This is a genomic window from Arthrobacter terrae (assembly GCF_015708085.1).
Lineage (GTDB): Bacteria > Actinomycetota > Actinomycetes > Actinomycetales > Micrococcaceae > Arthrobacter_M > Arthrobacter_M terrae.
This window is the reverse complement of sequence record NZ_JADNYM010000006.1, coordinates 80,225-95,594: the sequence shown is the minus strand read 5'-3', so window position 1 is coordinate 95,594 and position 15,370 is coordinate 80,225. Positions and strand designations below refer to the sequence as shown.

The 15,370-nt window shown below is 62.8% G+C and carries 21 protein-coding genes; 20 read left to right on the top strand and 1 reads right to left on the bottom strand.

Annotated features, from left to right (window positions below; all coding sequences use genetic code 11):
- Positions 1-13 precede the first annotated feature (13 nt).
- From IV500_RS05880 to IV500_RS05835, 10 genes are all read left to right on the top strand, one after another.
- A complete protein-coding gene (locus IV500_RS05880; protein WP_196395904.1) occupies positions 14-481 on the top strand; it encodes a hypothetical protein in 468 nt (155 codons plus the stop codon).
- 94 nt (positions 482-575) lie between these two features.
- Positions 576-2,144 carry a TM0106 family RecB-like putative nuclease gene (locus IV500_RS05875; protein WP_196395903.1) on the top strand — a complete coding sequence of 523 codons (1,569 nt, stop codon included), beginning with the start codon at positions 576-578 and terminating at the stop codon, positions 2,142-2,144.
- 114 nt (positions 2,145-2,258) lie between these two features.
- Positions 2,259-2,435, top strand: coding sequence for a hypothetical protein (locus IV500_RS05870; protein WP_196395902.1), 177 nt, complete (start codon positions 2,259-2,261; stop codon positions 2,433-2,435).
- Positions 2,432-2,800, top strand: a complete 369-nt coding sequence (locus tag IV500_RS05865; protein WP_196395901.1) for a type II toxin-antitoxin system death-on-curing family toxin — start codon at positions 2,432-2,434, stop codon at positions 2,798-2,800. The genes IV500_RS05870 and IV500_RS05865 overlap by 4 nt, the downstream gene beginning before the upstream one ends.
- Positions 2,801-2,896: 96 nt before the next feature.
- The gene (locus tag IV500_RS05860; RefSeq protein ID WP_196395900.1) at positions 2,897-3,361 is read left to right on the top strand and encodes a hypothetical protein; all 465 of its coding nucleotides are present in this window, start codon (positions 2,897-2,899) and stop codon (positions 3,359-3,361) included.
- A gap of 47 nt (positions 3,362-3,408) precedes the next feature.
- Positions 3,409-3,750 (top strand): hypothetical protein, encoded by a 342-nt coding sequence (locus tag IV500_RS05855; protein ID WP_196395899.1) that lies wholly within the window; start codon positions 3,409-3,411, stop codon positions 3,748-3,750.
- A 248-nt stretch (positions 3,751-3,998) separates the two neighbouring features.
- Entirely contained in the window at positions 3,999-5,162 is a 1,164-nt protein-coding gene (locus tag IV500_RS05850) for a LysM peptidoglycan-binding domain-containing protein (protein ID WP_196395898.1), read from the top strand.
- A 91-nt stretch (positions 5,163-5,253) separates the two neighbouring features.
- Positions 5,254-6,516: a TM2 domain-containing protein gene (locus IV500_RS05845; RefSeq protein WP_196395897.1), complete on the top strand. Its 1,263-nt coding sequence runs from the start codon at positions 5,254-5,256 to the stop codon at positions 6,514-6,516.
- 39 nt (positions 6,517-6,555) lie between these two features.
- Positions 6,556-6,834, top strand: a complete 279-nt coding sequence (locus tag IV500_RS05840; protein ID WP_196395896.1) for a hypothetical protein — start codon at positions 6,556-6,558, stop codon at positions 6,832-6,834.
- Positions 6,831-7,205 (top strand): hypothetical protein, encoded by a 375-nt coding sequence (locus IV500_RS05835; protein WP_196395895.1) that lies wholly within the window; start codon positions 6,831-6,833, stop codon positions 7,203-7,205. The genes IV500_RS05840 and IV500_RS05835 overlap by 4 nt, the downstream gene beginning before the upstream one ends.
- 267 nt (positions 7,206-7,472) lie before the next feature.
- On the opposite strand, the gene IV500_RS05830 is transcribed toward IV500_RS05835, so the two are convergent.
- Positions 7,473-7,667 (bottom strand): hypothetical protein, encoded by a 195-nt coding sequence (locus tag IV500_RS05830; RefSeq protein ID WP_196395894.1) that lies wholly within the window; start codon positions 7,665-7,667, stop codon positions 7,473-7,475.
- A gap of 149 nt (positions 7,668-7,816) precedes the next feature.
- Between IV500_RS05830 and IV500_RS05825 the strand changes: the two genes are divergently transcribed.
- The 10 genes from IV500_RS05825 to IV500_RS05780 all read left to right on the top strand — a co-directional run bounded on the left by IV500_RS05825 (position 7,817) and on the right by IV500_RS05780 (position 15,358).
- Positions 7,817-8,707 (top strand): hypothetical protein, encoded by an 891-nt coding sequence (locus tag IV500_RS05825; RefSeq protein ID WP_196395893.1) that lies wholly within the window; start codon positions 7,817-7,819, stop codon positions 8,705-8,707.
- Positions 8,708-8,720: 13 nt separating this feature from the next.
- A complete protein-coding gene (locus IV500_RS05820) occupies positions 8,721-10,142 on the top strand; it encodes a hypothetical protein (protein WP_196395892.1) in 1,422 nt (473 codons plus the stop codon).
- Complete coding sequence (locus IV500_RS05815; RefSeq protein ID WP_196395891.1) at positions 10,139-11,128, top strand: endonuclease/exonuclease/phosphatase family protein; 990 nt, start codon at positions 10,139-10,141, stop codon at positions 11,126-11,128. Before IV500_RS05820 ends, IV500_RS05815 begins: the two co-directional genes overlap by 4 nt.
- A gap of 51 nt (positions 11,129-11,179) precedes the next feature.
- Positions 11,180-11,887 (top strand): hypothetical protein, encoded by a 708-nt coding sequence (locus IV500_RS05810; protein WP_196395890.1) that lies wholly within the window; start codon positions 11,180-11,182, stop codon positions 11,885-11,887.
- Positions 11,888-12,002: 115 nt separating this feature from the next.
- Positions 12,003-12,197, top strand: coding sequence for a hypothetical protein (locus IV500_RS05805; protein WP_196395889.1), 195 nt, complete (start codon positions 12,003-12,005; stop codon positions 12,195-12,197).
- Positions 12,194-12,787, top strand: a complete 594-nt coding sequence (locus IV500_RS05800) for an exonuclease domain-containing protein (protein ID WP_196395888.1) — start codon at positions 12,194-12,196, stop codon at positions 12,785-12,787. The genes IV500_RS05805 and IV500_RS05800 overlap by 4 nt, the downstream gene beginning before the upstream one ends.
- A complete protein-coding gene (locus IV500_RS05795) occupies positions 12,784-13,113 on the top strand; it encodes a nucleoside triphosphate pyrophosphohydrolase (RefSeq protein WP_196395887.1) in 330 nt (109 codons plus the stop codon). The genes IV500_RS05800 and IV500_RS05795 overlap by 4 nt, the downstream gene beginning before the upstream one ends.
- Before the next feature lie 54 nt (positions 13,114-13,167).
- A complete protein-coding gene (locus tag IV500_RS05790; RefSeq protein ID WP_196395886.1) occupies positions 13,168-13,809 on the top strand; it encodes a hypothetical protein in 642 nt (213 codons plus the stop codon).
- A 287-nt stretch (positions 13,810-14,096) separates the two neighbouring features.
- On the top strand, positions 14,097-15,074 hold the full coding sequence (locus tag IV500_RS22115; RefSeq protein WP_312875841.1) for a matrixin family metalloprotease: 978 nt from the start codon (positions 14,097-14,099) through the stop codon (positions 15,072-15,074).
- Between the two features lie 77 nt (positions 15,075-15,151).
- Positions 15,152-15,358, top strand: coding sequence for a hypothetical protein (locus IV500_RS05780; RefSeq protein WP_196395884.1), 207 nt, complete (start codon positions 15,152-15,154; stop codon positions 15,356-15,358).
- Positions 15,359-15,370: the final 12 nt, after the last annotated feature.

The following is a 15,370-nucleotide window of genomic DNA, read 5'->3' as shown; positions in this document are numbered from 1 at the left end:
GAAAGGGTTCGACATGAGCGAGTACATCCATCCCCCGGCAGTCTTCCCGCCGGTCCTGACGGTGACCGGTGACCACCATACCGAGGCGCCCACCCTGCTCCCGGCACGGACTTCAAAGGCGCAGTCCGTGCTGCGGATTTTTGCCGGCCTCGTCTCCATCACCGTCGGCTTCTGGGGCGGCAGCGCCGCGGTGGCCCTGAACTCGATGGCCACGCTGCTGGGCCCGCGCTTCACCTGGCTGGGTTTCCTGCTCGGTTTTGCAGCCCTGTGCAGTGTCATCACTGGCAGTGCCCAGATCATCTGGCACACCCGCAAAGACCTGCGCATCCCTGCCCTATCAATGGCGTTCGCGGCCATCAGCGTCCTGGCCTACGTTGCAGTGTTTGTAGCCCTCCCGCTGGTGACCCCGATGCTTGGCGGGCTCGTCCTTTCCGGACTCGGCATCATCCTGATCGCCTTGACGACCGTCTTTGACGCCTAGCCAGCCCCCGGCCCCTGACAGGCCGCACCTCCCGGAAGCGCGCGGGTCTACGCATGATCATTGACAGAGCAGTATCGACGTACCGGAGGCATACATGTTTTTCCTACCCAACCCTGACCGGAAAGCACCGGACGACCTGATCCTGTCCGCCAGCGACATCGTCGCCGGTTCCGTCTGCGAGTTCGCAGCCGTCCGCAACCTCGATGTCCGGCTGGGCCGGATCCCCGCACCGGTCCTGGAAGAAGACGCGATGGGGACCCTGACCGCGGCCCTGGGCGACAAACATGAAGCCAAAGTCCTTGGTCTGCTCCGGGACGAGTTCGGGCCCTCCCGCGTGTACGAGGTCCCGCCGCCGCGCACGTTCGACCGCGCCGGCCTCCAGGCCCGGCACAGGGAGACCATCCAGGCCCTCCAGGAAGGTTACGAAGTCATCTACCAGGGCTGCTTCTTCGATGCCGGATTCCACGGCAGGGCAGACTTCCTGATTCTCCAGGAGGACGGCACCTACGCCGTGTTCGACACCAAGCTGGCCCGCAGTGCCAAGGCCGGGGCGCTGATGCAGTTGGCCGCGTACGCCGACCAGCTCCGGAACGCCGGCATCCCGGTTCACACCGACGGGCACCTGATCCTGGGCAGCGACGAGACGACCAGCCACCCGCTGCCGGAATCCGTCCCGGTCTTCAACGCCGCTCGTGACCGGCTCAGGGCCGTCCTGGAAGCGCATCGTCTCGCATCGTTGCCGTCATCTTGGGGCGACCCGCGCTGGACGACGTGCCTGAAGTGCGCTGACTGCAAAGCCGAGATGGACGCCGCCGATGACCTCATGCTGGTCCGGCGCATGAACAAGTCGCGCCGCGCTAAACTCATGCGCGCCGGCATCAAAACGATGTCCATGTTCGCTGCCGCAGACCTTCCCGACGTCGGTCTCAAAATGGACCCGCTGTGGGCTGAGCTGCAGGAACAGGCTCGATTGCAGACCGGGACCGGGGACATTGACGGGACGCTCAACGGCGTCTCCTACAAGGTCCTGGACAACCCCGCACTGATAGGCCTGCCACAGCCGAGCCCGGGCGACATCTTCTTCGACTTCGAAGGAGACCCGCTCTGGCAGGACCCGGTGACCGGACAATGGGGGATCGAGTACCTTTTCGGCCTGCTCGAACACATCCCGGACGGACACGAATTTATCGTGTTCACCGCACACTCTTTAGCGGAGGAGCGGCAGGCGCTCATCGACTTCATCGACCACGTCACTGAACGCCGGGCCACTCACCCGGACCTGCACATCTACCATTACGCCCCGTATGAGGTGAGTGCGCTGCGGAAACTCGCCAAACGGTACGGGGTCATGGAAGCCGAAGTGGAAGAACTCATCGAAGCCGGGGTGATGTTCGACCTTTACGAGACAGTAAAAGGCTCCGTACGGATCTCGGACCGTTCGTTCAGCATCAAGAAACTCGAACCGCTCTACATGCCGGCCGGCCGGATCGGGGTCACCAACGCCGTGGACTCCATGGTCCAGTACAGCGTCTACCGGGACGCAGTCGACAAAGGTCAGGATCGCGTCGCCAAAGACATTTTCGCGGCGATCAAAGATTACAACCACTACGACTGCATCAGCACCTGGAAACTGCGGGACTGGCTACTTAACCTGACCTCGTAGACGCGACAGTTCGACGCTCCGAAGCCGTGCCGTGCATCCCGTGCGGCGCGGCTTTCGTGCGTGTCCGCACACATAAAGCACGCAGAGGTATTTCCGTGAACAGTTTTGCCCCGGATGCGTCCGATCAAAAGCACCGGCACCGCCGGTCAGGCAGAGAAAATGGGAGTTGAACCGGTGACAGCTGATACGTCCGGGCCCGATAATGCCGCCCGGAAGACGGACCTCGAGGCTGGGTTCCAGTTCGTCCTGGACCACGATGCGGACCTGCTGCAGCGGCTGGCGGACGCTTGACCTCGTACCTGAGCGTTGATGAGGCCAAGCACTTCCTGGGCCGGTACGGATTCTTCGTCCGCGACGAGGGTCTACTGGCGTCCGCTGTTACCCGGCCGGCCACCACGGTCATGGGACAGGACGCCTTCGGCCCCCTGGAGCTCAAAGCTGCCGTCCTACTCGAATCGGCTGTCCGCAACCACCCGCTCGTGGACGGCAACAAGCGCACGTCCTGGACGCTGATGGTCCTGTTCCTGTGGATCAACGGCTACCGGCACAACTTCGGTACGAATGACGCTTTCGACCTGGTTGTCGGGGTCGCGGAAGGACGCCTGGGCCTGGCAGAATCCAGTTCCCGGATACGGACGTGCATGGTGGCACGGTAGCGCCCAGCATCAGCGGTGCCCGGCCGGCGCGGACGGTCTCTACGCATGTTTCGTTACGGAGACACCGCCCGGTGAATGCAACGAAAGGCCACCCCAATGAGGAAAACCATGTTCATCGCCGTCATGCTGGCCAGCGCCTTGCTGACAACCGGCTGCGCGGCAGAGGCACTCACCGGGGTTGTCGTCGAGCAGGCAGCACAGGGCAACGCGGGCCAGGCGGCCGTGCCGGTGGACGCCATGGTGAAGGCGAAGGAGCAGCTCGAAGCTAAGGCCTACACGGAGCGGGTCACCGCCGAACATATAACGATGATGGCCGGCCAGGAATGGAAGATCACCGGCGGGGGCTGGACAGCCGGCGCCGCGGTGACCGTGGAGCTGACATCCGCCGGGGGAACCCCGGTCGGTGCCCCGGTTCATGCCGTAGCCGACGCGAAGGGGCGGATCGACACGGCCATCACACCGCCGGAGGGCACCGTCACCGGCCCCTACACACTCGTTGCTGTCGACCCCGCTGACGGGTCGGGCCCGCACACCGCACCGGTGAACATCTTCTCCAAATGACGTCTACGCATGTTCCCCAGTGACCGCACCAGACCTGGAGGACTCTTTTGCTTTACCCCGTTCTGACCGTCGTCGTGGGTTCCATTATGGTGATCATTTCGGCCATCTCCTTGTTCGTGTGCGCCCGTGCCGGCGGGATCTTCATCAACCAGGCACGGTTCCTGGCCTCAGGCATCCTGCTGATCCTGCACTTCCCACTGACACATTTTCTGGATGGTCTGATCCTGCCCTGGTTGGAGAAAATCGGTTCCGTGGAAGGAAACTCCACAGCATCCTACTGGGCCGCTGTGGCCCTCATTGTGACCGTCCAGCTGATCATTTTGCCGACAAGCAGGGAACTGTACGCGACGTACGTGGCCGACCGCCTCACCCGCCGGGGCGCCGTCTGATTCACGCACCGGCTGCTGTTTCGGCCGGCCAGTAGCGGAGTGACCGGGGTGAAACCGGGGGTGAAGAATGACACGGTGAGGGCAATCGCGTATCCCGCACACATACCGTGAGGTGACCCGGGGCGGCCTTCGTGGCTTCCGGTGCACCGTGCCCAGACCACCGTCGAATTTGTCCGCCGGTGGTTTTTCACTGCCCTGGCCGCCGGACCCGACACGGGACGGCCGGCCGCCACGATTGAGGATCTTTCATGAGCAAACCTGCACGCCGCCTGAGTACCACCGTCACCGCCGGCGCCGCCTTGTCGGCCGTCGTCCTGTCCACCCTGATCAGCGGGACTTCCGCGCACGCCGCAGCCCCCACCGCGTACCATGCACCCATGCAGGTCTCCACAGGAACCTACACCGTCCGCTCCGGCGACACGTTGGGCGGAATCGCGGCGAAGCATGGCGTCAGCCTCGCTGCCGTTTTCGCGGCCAACAACATGAACATGCGCACCATCATCTACCCCGGTCAGATGATCAATGTCGGGCCTGCGTCCCCGGCACCAGCTGCTGTCCCCGCGCCGGCGCCCGCCGCGGCTGCTCCTACAGCACAGGCCAGTGTTGTCGTGAAAGGAGGGGACACCCTCAGCGCGATTGCGGCACGAAACAGTGTCAGCCTTGCCTCGGTCCTCGCGGCCAACAAACTGCAAATGAACTCGATCATTTACCCCGGTCAGGAGATCCTCCTGAGCGCAGCAACCGCTCCCGCAGCGACATCGCCCGCCCAGGTAGCACCGGCAATCACCAGCATCACACCGCTGTCCTCAGTAATCTCCCACATCGTCAAACCGGGGGACACACTGTCCCGGATTGCAGCCAGCTACGCTGTGAGCCTCTCCTCGGTGCTCGCCGGTAACGGTATGAGCCTGCAGACGATCATCTACCCTGGGCAATCGATCCTGATTGGCTCCACAGCGCCAGCTACTGCCGCCGCACCCGTTGCCGCCCCGGCGCCCGCCGCTGTCCGGTCGTCTGGTCTGTCATCGGCGCAACTGCAGGGCATGGTCGCGAACACCGCCCGCAGCATGGGAATCGACCCGTCCTTGGCATTGGCATTCGCCCTGCAGGAATCCGGGTTCCGGCAGAACGTCACCTCCTCCGCCGGTGCGATCGGCACCATGCAGGTCATGCCGAGCTCCGGTGAGTGGGCCTCCCAGCTCGCCGGCCGGTCCCTGGACCTGCATGATGCCCAAGACAACGTCACCGCCGGTGTCTCCATCATCGCCGCACTCGTGCGCACCAGCCCGAGCACGGAGATTGCCATCGCCTCCTACTACCAGGGCCAGTACTCGGTCATGCACATCGGCATGTACGACGATACGAAGGAATACGTCGCCTCCGTCCTGAACCACCAGCAGAGCTTCCGCTAGATAACGGCAAAAGGACCCGGGCGGGGGAACTGTCCGGGCCCTTTTGCGTACCCGGTGAGAGTCTTCTGCGTCTCCGCACACATGAGGTCTTATGACGCTAACTTTGGGCACGGACCAGCCATTTACCGGTTTCATCACAGACGATTTCGAAAGTCTTGAGATCACTGGACAGGTTCCGGCCCAGGCGGGCCTGGAGCTGCCATACCTGGATTTCGATGACGCGTGCGTCACCGGGTCGACCCATCCTCAGATCGGTTTCCCACCACCTGCGCCGCTCGTACCAGCGGACCGGTTCAGCACCGACAACCCACCGGTGCCCGTCCAGCTCAAACGAGATCGGCTCGCCCTCCGCGCCGAGGTCAACAACGACCTCTCTCATACCGGGCCGGCCCCGGGTAACGAACTCGTGGTTGCCTTTCCGACCCGCCGGTCCCTGCGCCTGGCACGGGAAGCCGCCGCAGCTGAGGAACAGGTTCCCGACATCTGGGTGGATGACGACATGGATCCCCTCGAATTGTCCGCGGAAATGGAAGCAGCTCTGCTCGCAGCGATGGATGAGAGCCTGAAACCTGAAGGACCATCGACCCGTTCCCAGCTGCTCGCCTGGGCTGAGGAGCTGGCCGCCCGCGAAGACGCCGGGGTACTGATGGATTCACCCTTTGAGGTGGGTGGAAGCGAACTCATGATCACATCGTACGGACCCTTCCCGGTACCGTTGCCAGCTCCCCGGGACTTCCGCCCTGTTCTGGCCTTGTCAGTGTTCGCAGGATTCTTTGGCGCGGACCGGTTCTACCTGGGGAAGCCCGTCACCGGCCTTTTTAAGCTGGCCACCGCCGGCGGTGCAGGCATCTGGTGGATCGCCGACATCATCACCATCCTCAGGGGGCGTACCTGCGACAAGGACGGTCGCCATGTCACTGGTGCGAAAAAACACCGGGCTATGGCATGGGCCCTGACCATGGCGCTGTTCGCCGGTCTCACTGTCACGGCCGCGAACGCCGCGACCCCCGTCGTAACGGCTGCAACTGACACTATCCAAGAGACTTTCTTCCCGAAACCTGTCCCCGTCCGGACCTGGGCGACATTGGCAGACATCAAAGGGACGACTGCCCCGGCTGTCCTGCAGGTGACAGGGGACAGGCTCCGACTCACTTACAACTTCCCGGGGCCCGCTTACGCATACCTGCAAAAAGACAGCGACACCACAGCCCAGGCCGTGTCACTGCTGCTCAAAGACGCCGCAGCCCAAGGCACCACAGAAATATCCGTCATACCCGGAACCTACCGGCTCGTCATCCGCACTGATGGTACCGACTGGACCACCAAGGTCGAGGAACTGGGCCTGCACAGCTGAGCGGGGAGGGAACAGTGCCTGGCCGCACACATATCAGCCATGATGAAGAAACGCGAAAACCTGGACATGGCCACCATTCTTGAAGAAACGATTTTCAATTATCTGGAAGACCGCAAACTGACCGGCTCCATCCAGATAGAAAATATCGGCCCCGCCCAACTGGAGCAGATGAGGCAGGCTTTCCTGCCGGTGATCTGGAGTGCCCTGCCCTCGATCCTGACCCAGCTGAACGCCAAGGCGCTCACCGCCGAGGAGGCCCCGGACGAAATCCTGGCCGGCTTCACGGTTCCTGACACCCTTGAGGGGTTGATCCTGTGAGGCGCGATGTTCTCGATACGGGGACCGCAACGACCTTGACCGGTTACACCGTCACGGTGACGGGGCTGAGTGAAGACCTGGACGCGGGCGAAGCCTGCGTCGCCAACCGGGGGGCCGTGGACCTGCACGTTGAGGGCCCTGACGGGTTCGTCCTGGACCTGCACCTGGCCGGAGCCGACGCGTCTATGCTTGTTCGTCCTTTGGTGTCCGGTGCTGTGTTGCAGGAAACCCCGGCCGACATCGCCCGCCGGTACTTGCGCGATAATTCGGAGATGATGTACCCGTACCAGATCGAAAGTCTGCGGAAAACTGCCGGCCTGCCCTATAGCCAGATGATTCTGGACGAAGCGCTGGCAGCCGCCACCGAGTAAATCTACGCATGTTCAGGAGCGTAGTTCACACACGAAAAAGCCGGACGTGGAGATTGGCCTCGACACGTCCGGCTTTCCGCATTCCTGCACCAGTTCGGTGAGAAGCCGGCCCCGGTGTTACTCAGACACCCGGCCCGGCTTCACGACGTCACCCAACGCCACTCCCGACACAGGATTAGATTAACGGATCAATTAACTGCAGCGCAACCGGCCCGCAGAACATTTCCGCAGGTCAGACCTGTTTTGGGCCTCAAAAGAGGAGCGCAGCTATACGGCAGCGAGCTGTTTGGTGAAGACAGCAATCGGTTCATCCAGCGGGAAGTCAGCGCCGATGATCTGGGTGATGAGCAACTGGTCCGCCGTGGCTGCCGGAACTGCCTCCACCTGGACACCAATTTTCAGCCCTTCCTGCTGGTCATAAAAGTCGGCTTCAACAACGGTGTAAGTCTTGGGGGCAGCCATGGTGATCTCCTTCAACGCAGTTGTTCTGTCGAACCTGATGTGTGCGGACATCAGCGAAGACATCACCAGGGAAGGGTGCCCCTTCTGACAGATCCCACCGGAACTGTCCGGCCTGCACTGTTTTTCCTGCAGCCGCACACACATCAGGTATGACCGTGATCCCCATGAACCGCCAGCCCAAGGGTGTGACTGTCGGCGGCCAGTTCGCCGCCACCGCGCACGCCGAGCCGTCCGTCAGCCTTGGACGGCATGCCGCACTCACCTCAAACCGGGACGTCCCGGAGTCGCTTCGCATGGCGCACTTCCAAAGCCCGAAACTGATCCCAGACCTTGAATGGGAGGTCGAGCGGAGCATCGGCGTCTCCGACGGTGAAATTGATTACCATTGCGAGACTTTCAGCGATCTTGTCCCTCATCTGCAGGTCGAGGAAGCCTACAGCTACTTCAATCAGGCAGTGGATGCCAGGTCCAGGGGTGGTGACTGGCAAGCAGTCGTCGCCGAAGCCGCAGCCGCAGACACCGCCCGGCACCCCGGAGGACAACTCAAAGACGGTTACGTCCCGCCCCTGGTGAAACATCAGCCCGGCTACCAGCAAGGCGTCCTCTCCACAGGCTCCAAGTACACCGGCTACCGGGACGCAACCGACATCTGCAAAGACATCCGGGTCGAACTGAAGGCGGCCACGGACGCCAACTATCTCCCCGCCGGGCTGAAGTATTCGGTCACCAACGATAAATACTCCGGCGGCCAGTCCATTAACGTCACCGTTCAGGGGGTTTCCGATGCGGACCGGCTCGACTATATGGAAACGGACCATAACGGCGGTTACGCGCAGAGCCGGGAAGCCAAAGAACTGCAGGCACGCGTAGATGCCATCACTAATTCCTATAACCAGAGTGACATCGATTCGCAATCTGACTATTTTCAGACCGCATATTGGGGCCGTGCCGAAATCGAAACGGACAGCTGGCGCGAGTTCCGCGAATCCGAAGCAGCCAAACGCAAGGCAGCCGCGTCCGCCCGCGCCGCCCGAAAGTAATCAGGAGAACACCATGACACAGACGTCTTTGACCAGACAGCCTAAAGGCATCCCCGTCGGTGGCCAGTTCGCTGCCACCGCGCACGGCGAGCCGGACCTTACGTTGAGGGACGAAGCACAAGCAGGACTGTCCCCCGACACGGTGATCGCCCATGCGGCGTCCAGTATCGGCCCTGGCATCATCCCGGCGTTGGAAGACCAGGTGACCGCTACCTCCACACCCGGCGGTCGGGAGCTGCTGCTGCAGTGCATGGACTCCCGGTACAACCCGGCTTCGGAGTTCAACAGGATCAGCTCCTACGGTGGTCTCAAACCCGAGGAATGCGACCAGCTTGCCGGGCTGGGTTACACGAGCGTGAACGAAGTCGCCGGGGAAGCCATGAAACGCTTCAGCGGCGTCAGCTCTGTCATCCGCAACGGAGTTGACCCGGAACGGCTTCAGGTCTTGGGGCAACTGAAAACCAACGAGCACCAGTGGTCAGCCTGGGAGAAGGACGCCTACCTGAATGCACCAGTAACTGAGCTTGACGGGGTCCTCGGAGCCAACCATGCCAGCCGGGCCGACGCATACGTCAGAACCGTGGCCCTGCTCGGGGAAGACAAAGCGGCCCGTGCCGGGGAAGCCATCGCCCTGAAAATCGGGGACCGCGGCCTTATCGAAGCCACCGACCACGGACTTGAAGACCTCAAAGCACTCCGGGACACCCTCCCGGAAGCTAAGCGCAATGCCATGCATATCGTGGGGCTCGCTGACCGGGGCATCACCGGCCACCATCTGAAAACCTATGGGGCCAGGGCATGCGACAGGTTCAGCGCTGTGGAAATGGATGCCGCCGGTTTGCCGCCGGCAGTCATCAGGTCCCTGGCAGGGGCCGGTGTCGGCACTGATCTGGTTGACTTCCGGAAGCTGCACAGCGCCGGCTACACCAAGGGCGCGGACGTAAAAGACGCCAGCCGTGCGATGGGAACCACGGACATCCGCACGCTCATCAAAGCCCGCAAACATGCCACCGGCGAGCAGATGGCCGTCTACAAAAATGCCACCAGGAAAGACATCACAGTCGTCGATGCCCAGGCCATCGGCCGGCTCGCCAAGGCCGGAATCAGCGAACCGGACCAGCTAAAGGCCTGGACGGGTGCCGTCCATTCCACCGCCAACTGGGACCTGGACCGTAACCAGAGCATCCTGGCCATCCACGCCGACATCATCGAAGCCGGCATCACCCCGGACAAACTGGGGGAGATGACCCGAGCCGGGATTCCGGTCGATGAGGCCGGCCAGTACACTGACACCGCTGACCTGTGGACTGCCGGGCAGAAATTCCGGGACACGTACGACGCAGCGCAGACCAGAAAAGTCCAGACAAAATGGATCCGCGAAGCGACACCGTGGGCGTTCACGGAAGACACCTACCGGACCGGAGATGCCCAGTGAACTCGATAGTCGCCCGGATCCCCGCTGAACACCTGCTGCGGGTCACGACGCTGAACATCTTCCACGCGGCGGAGGAAGTGGAGCGCCGCACCAGGCTGATCTGTGATGAACTTGTCGCGCTCCGCCCGGCCGTGGTGTGCCTTCAGGAGGTCCGCTTCGATGAGGACGGAACGTCGCCGCAGCTGGAATCCATTGCGGCAGTGACCAGCCTGAGGGTCGTTGCCGCCCACGGCCAGCATCCCCGGAAAAACGGCGGCCTGTCCGGGAACGCTGTCCTGTCCGTGCTCCCGCTCGTTGAATCCGGTGCCATCGTGTTCGGTACACCGGACTGCCAGCTCACCTTGGCGGACTACGCCGTCCTGCGAACAGATACCGGACAGTCCCTGATCATCATTTCCGCGCATCTGGCATGGGGCGGGGACCAGGAAGGCACCAGGCTCACCCAGCTGACAGTCATCGACGCACGGGTCCGGGCGCTCATGGACAAATACAAAGACCGCCACCCGGTCGCTGTTCTTGCGGGAGATTTCAACACCCTCCCCGGCAGCGACACCAACCGCTACCTAAACGGCCAGGGCGCCGGCACCGACGGCGGCTACACCTTCTGGACTGAAGCGTTCGCTACCGTCGGAAACCCGAACGAGGCGACCACTGTGGACGCGGGCAACTTTTGGGCACAGAAGACAGCCCGCGGTGTCGGCATCGAATTCCCGGAGATGCTTCCGGACCGGCGCATCGACTACGTCTGGACGTATGGATGGGCGTATGGCCGGCCCGGCTGCCCGGTCGCCATGCAAAGGTCTTTCACAGACACGACACGCTACGGCTACCCGGCATCAGACCACTACGGTCTCACCGTGGACTTTTGGACCCCACCGGTCCTGACCCCGGTGCCGGCGGAACTGCTCACCGCAGACGACATCCTGACAGGTCAGCTCATGCTCGATCTTGACATCGCCGCAAAGGGCGGCCCGGTGCTCGTGTGATCTGTGGGGCAGCTGGGAAGGAAGAACCCGGCTGCCCCACACATGAGGCCCATGACTATTTCCAGCGCCATTGCGCGCCCGTACAGTGTTTTCGTCGAAGTACCGCAGTTCCACGGCGGACTCTTTGCCCTGCAAGACAGCGAGACGTACATTGACAGGGACGTCACGCCGGGCCAGCTTGACGCCTTCAGCACCAACGACAACCGCATCAAAACGATCCTGGCTTGCTTGGCCACCAGCATTTTCCTGGGGTTGTTCCCGATGGCCTTTGGCATGATCTCCGTGCTGGATGCACTGGTGGAACATAACCTTATCCAGCTCTCGTGGGTGCTTGGCCTGATTCTGGCCTGGGTGCTCACAATCGTAGTGTCCCACAAGTACATCAGCCGCCGGCAAAAGTCCTATGACGAGACGACCGCCGCCCTTGCGCAGCGCCTCGTGCCTGTCCCGCGCGATGATCGGAGGGGTGATCTGCGGCGGATCCAGACCGCACTGACAACAATCCAGTCCGGGCATGGAACGGCGTACGACGATCGAGCGCGTGAAGCCGTCGCCGCGGTCCTTGACCAGAACCTTCACCGTCCCCACAAAAAACACCTCATCATCGCGGACTCCGCTGCCCGGGATTCCGATTCCGTCGCCATCCGGACCAGGGCGCTGGCCGCCAAGGCCTCGTGGAGCGGAGACGTGGCGAAGGCTGAACACCTCGTCCTTGAACTCGAGGACGCTGCGGCCGGAAAGGCCCCGGCCAAGGTCTAGCGTGTCCCCGGTGTCACTTTTCAGGATCGCCGCACACATGACATTCAACGGGCCCCCGGAGTGACCACCCACCTCCGGGGGCTCGCACCAAATCTTCTACCCAGGAGCTTCTTCCATGGCCTCGTCTGTACTTACCAATGACCAGCTGCTCGAATCCCACGACATTGTGTCCCGGCTGCGTGAATTCGCCGTCCGCATCGGTGACCGCCACGGTGACGATGCGCCAGTCCTGACCGTGGGAATGGTCCAGGCGGTCCTGGATGATGAGCCCGGCAAGCTTGCGGACCTGGAAGCGGCTGCGGGTCTGTGATCCCCGGCCTGGATTTCGTCGCAATCGATTTCGAACTGGCGAACCCCAAACATGCCTCCATCTGCCAGATCGGTCTCGTCAAAGTCCGTGACGGGGTGCTGGGGAAAACCCATACGCATTTCGTCATGCCCCCGCCGGGGCACCAGAATTTCGGCGACCGGCAAATAGCTGTCCACCACATCACCCGCCGCATGATTGACGGCGCGGACGGTTGGGATTTGATGCTGCCGCGGCTTCAGTCTTTCGCCGGTGACCTGCCCCTGGTGGCCCATAACGTCACCGCCGAGCGGTCCATGATCCGTCAGACCACCGAGGCCGCCGGCTTGGAACTGCCCGACTTCACGTACTACTGCACCCAGCGTGCGGCACAGCTGCACATCCCGGATCAGGGGCCTTTCCGGCTCAACATGCTTGTCGACCGCCTCGGACTTCCCCCGCTGCAACACCACGACGCCGGGGAGGACGCTGCCGCTGCAGCACATCTGGCAGTTCGTCTGTCCGAGCTCACCGGGATTTCCGACGTCCACCATCTCTTCCCCGTCATGAAGCCATCCCCGGCCGCTAAAAAGCCGTGGAAGAAGGTCTCATGAGCGTCGCCGTCCAGCACCGCAAGCTCGTCCAGGATCTGATCCCGTCCATCATCAACGCCAACGGCGGCGCCGCCGTCACCAGGGTCCTGAACCAGACGGAGTACCGTGCTGCCCTGCATGCGAAGCTGGCCGAGGAATCAGAGGAACTGCGCACAGCCACTCCGTCAGACCAGCTCGGGGAGCTCGCCGACCTGCTGGACGTGGTGAAGGCCCTTGCCGCCAGCACGGGGCACACCCTTGAACAGGTCATTACCGCTGCCCGTGCCAAGACCGCCGCCCGCGGCGGGTTCGTCCACCGGATCTGGCTGGAAGAAACCCGGAACTGACAGCGGAAGCACCGGATGTGAAGCGGGACCGGCCATGCCGCACACATAGGTGGCATGACTGCATCTGCCCCTGACACCACGATCGACATCAAGATCGCCACACCGCTGAAATCCAGTGTCCTGCTGACCCTTGGAGCCCTGATCGACGCGGCGTGGCCCGGTTCGCACCTGGCCACCAACACCGACCCGCTCACCAAACAGGTGATCTTCCGGATCGATAACACAGCGCGGGTGGACGTCGATGACGCTCGGGCAGCAGACCTTCGGGTCGAACCGGATGAGTCCGATCTGGATGTGCTCGCTTTGGGTCCGGAAGGCATCAAAACCCTGACGCCGGAGTCCGTCGGCTCCAATTTCCTTCCCGTCATCAAAGCAGCCTTCGAGGCGAACCCTGACGCGGAGAACTACCTTGAGTTCACACTCATCGACAAAGAAAACCATGAGCGCTACCTGCTCACGTTCTGCCGGTCCGCCCAACAGACCCCGCATGAGCTGCGCATGCTCGCCGAGCAGGAACTGACGCAGGCCCGCGCCACGATCCACCGAGAATACTCCGCAGCAGTCTACGGTCTGCTGGGGCACCAGCGCGCAGGCCGCCCCGACACCTATGAGGCCGGAGTGAAGGCTGCCCTGGACGCGGCCCGCCAGCTCGGCTTCCCGCATACCGAATCTGACTCCTCGGGCGGAGAGGACTAATGGATGAACAACTCCTCGCCTCCGGTGCGCCTCCGACCGGACGGGAACTGCGGTGGCAAGACGAAGCAGCGCGCGCCTTACTGGAGGCCCAAGTCAGGGCTAAGGAGCGACCGGAGCCACCCGCAGCCCCTGGCCCGGGTCTGAGAAGTTCACCTTCAGAACGTGTCCCACAATGGGCTAGCGACGAGACAGCCGCACAGGTTGGACCGGACACCTCCTGGCGTGCCCACGAACGGCCAATTCACAACTGGGAGGGCACCCCGGGGGTCGTCAACAACCAAACCTATGTGCCACCTTCTACCCGCTACCCGTCACCGGGAAAACGCCTCTTTCGCGCCCTCAAACGATTCGTCGGCAACTTCTTTGGCGGGCTGTGGCGTTTCACCAAGCTCCTCACACTGACCGCCTTGTTTATTGCAGTCGCCTGGGTCGCTCTGGGCTACCTGGCTCCCGGGATCACCAGCGAGGCCGGCCGGCTGCTGGGCGCCTCCGGCATCACCGGCAACCTGACCAGCCCGGTGGCCCCCGTCTACGCCGGAATCAAACCGTCCGACGCAGGTTCCACCGATGGGCAAACGCCGCCGCCCGGGGTGGATGAAACAGATCACCGGCTCGGCACCCCGGTGCCCGTAACCACGAAAAGCAATTCCTACGCGTTCATGTCAGCCGGAACGGACCAGCCGTACGTCTCCTACGATCCGTGCCGCCCCATCCACTATGTCGTGCGACCCACAAATGCACCTGCCGGCGGAGACCAGGCAATCGCCGACGCTGTCGCGGCCGTGTCCCGGGCCACCGGGTTCGTCTTCATCAACGACGGACTCACCAACGAGGCCCCCTCAGCAGACCGCCCCGACTTCCAGCCCGAACGGTACGGAAACCGTTGGGCCCCAGTCCTGTTCGCCTGGGAAAGTCAGCCAGAGCAGAGCAAGTTCACCGAAAATCTGCTCCCCGGAACCGAAACCACGCTGGGACTAGGCGGGAGCACAGCGGTCACCGTCGATGACAAAGACCCCACCTATGTCACCGGTCAAGTCAGGCTCAATGCAGCCGAGCTGGGGACCATGGCGCGCGCACCCGGCGGATTCGGGACAATCACCGCCGTCGTAAAACACGAGCTCGCCCACGTCGTCGGTCTGGATCATGTCCCTGACCCGACCCAGCTGATGGCGGCCACAATTACCGATCAGGTCCACGACTTCGGCGCCGGCGACCTCACCGGCCTGGCCATGCTCGGCACAGGGGAGTGCAAACCCAGCCTCTGAAAAGGACACGGGCAGAGGGGTCCGTAATGCCGCACACATGGCGTGGTGAAACCGCAACGCCCATCGGAAAGAACTCCATGACAACCTTCCTCATCGTCGAGCGGATCGGCGCCGCGCTCCTAGTCGTTTTGGCCTTGTTCAGCATCCCCGGCTTCCTTGTATTGAGCCTTGGCGGCCCACTGTGGCTGGCCCTTGCAACCGGGGTATTCCTCGCCGTCGCCTCGATGCTCCTGATCCGCACGATCACCCGCCGGATGGCCGCATTGTCCGAACCTGACACTTAGGATCTGATTGGC

Bases quoted from the DNA above. Each gene is read 5' to 3' on its own strand.
- IV500_RS05830 (WP_196395894.1), bottom strand. From the start codon at position 7,667: ATGGCTGCCCCCAAGACTTACACCGTTGTTGAAGCCGACTTTTATGAC.
- IV500_RS05850 (WP_196395898.1), top strand. From the start codon at position 3,999: ATGAGCAAACCTGCACGCCGCCTGAGTACCACCGTCACCGCCGGCGCC.
- IV500_RS05875 (WP_196395903.1), top strand. From the start codon at position 576: ATGTTTTTCCTACCCAACCCTGACCGGAAAGCACCGGACGACCTGATC.
- IV500_RS05825 (WP_196395893.1), top strand. From the start codon at position 7,817: ATGACCGTGATCCCCATGAACCGCCAGCCCAAGGGTGTGACTGTCGGC.
- IV500_RS05780 (WP_196395884.1), top strand. From the start codon at position 15,152: ATGACAACCTTCCTCATCGTCGAGCGGATCGGCGCCGCGCTCCTAGTC.
- IV500_RS05845 (WP_196395897.1), top strand. From the start codon at position 5,254: ATGACGCTAACTTTGGGCACGGACCAGCCATTTACCGGTTTCATCACA.
- IV500_RS05790 (WP_196395886.1), top strand. From the start codon at position 13,168: ATGACTGCATCTGCCCCTGACACCACGATCGACATCAAGATCGCCACA.
- IV500_RS05795 (WP_196395887.1), top strand. From the start codon at position 12,784: ATGAGCGTCGCCGTCCAGCACCGCAAGCTCGTCCAGGATCTGATCCCG.
- IV500_RS05840 (WP_196395896.1), top strand. From the start codon at position 6,556: ATGATGAAGAAACGCGAAAACCTGGACATGGCCACCATTCTTGAAGAA.
- IV500_RS05880 (WP_196395904.1), top strand. From the start codon at position 14: ATGAGCGAGTACATCCATCCCCCGGCAGTCTTCCCGCCGGTCCTGACG.
- IV500_RS05870 (WP_196395902.1), top strand. From the start codon at position 2,259: ATGCGTCCGATCAAAAGCACCGGCACCGCCGGTCAGGCAGAGAAAATG.
- IV500_RS05820 (WP_196395892.1), top strand. From the start codon at position 8,721: ATGACACAGACGTCTTTGACCAGACAGCCTAAAGGCATCCCCGTCGGT.
- IV500_RS05805 (WP_196395889.1), top strand. From the start codon at position 12,003: ATGGCCTCGTCTGTACTTACCAATGACCAGCTGCTCGAATCCCACGAC.
- IV500_RS05860 (WP_196395900.1), top strand. From the start codon at position 2,897: ATGAGGAAAACCATGTTCATCGCCGTCATGCTGGCCAGCGCCTTGCTG.
- IV500_RS05810 (WP_196395890.1), top strand. From the start codon at position 11,180: ATGACTATTTCCAGCGCCATTGCGCGCCCGTACAGTGTTTTCGTCGAA.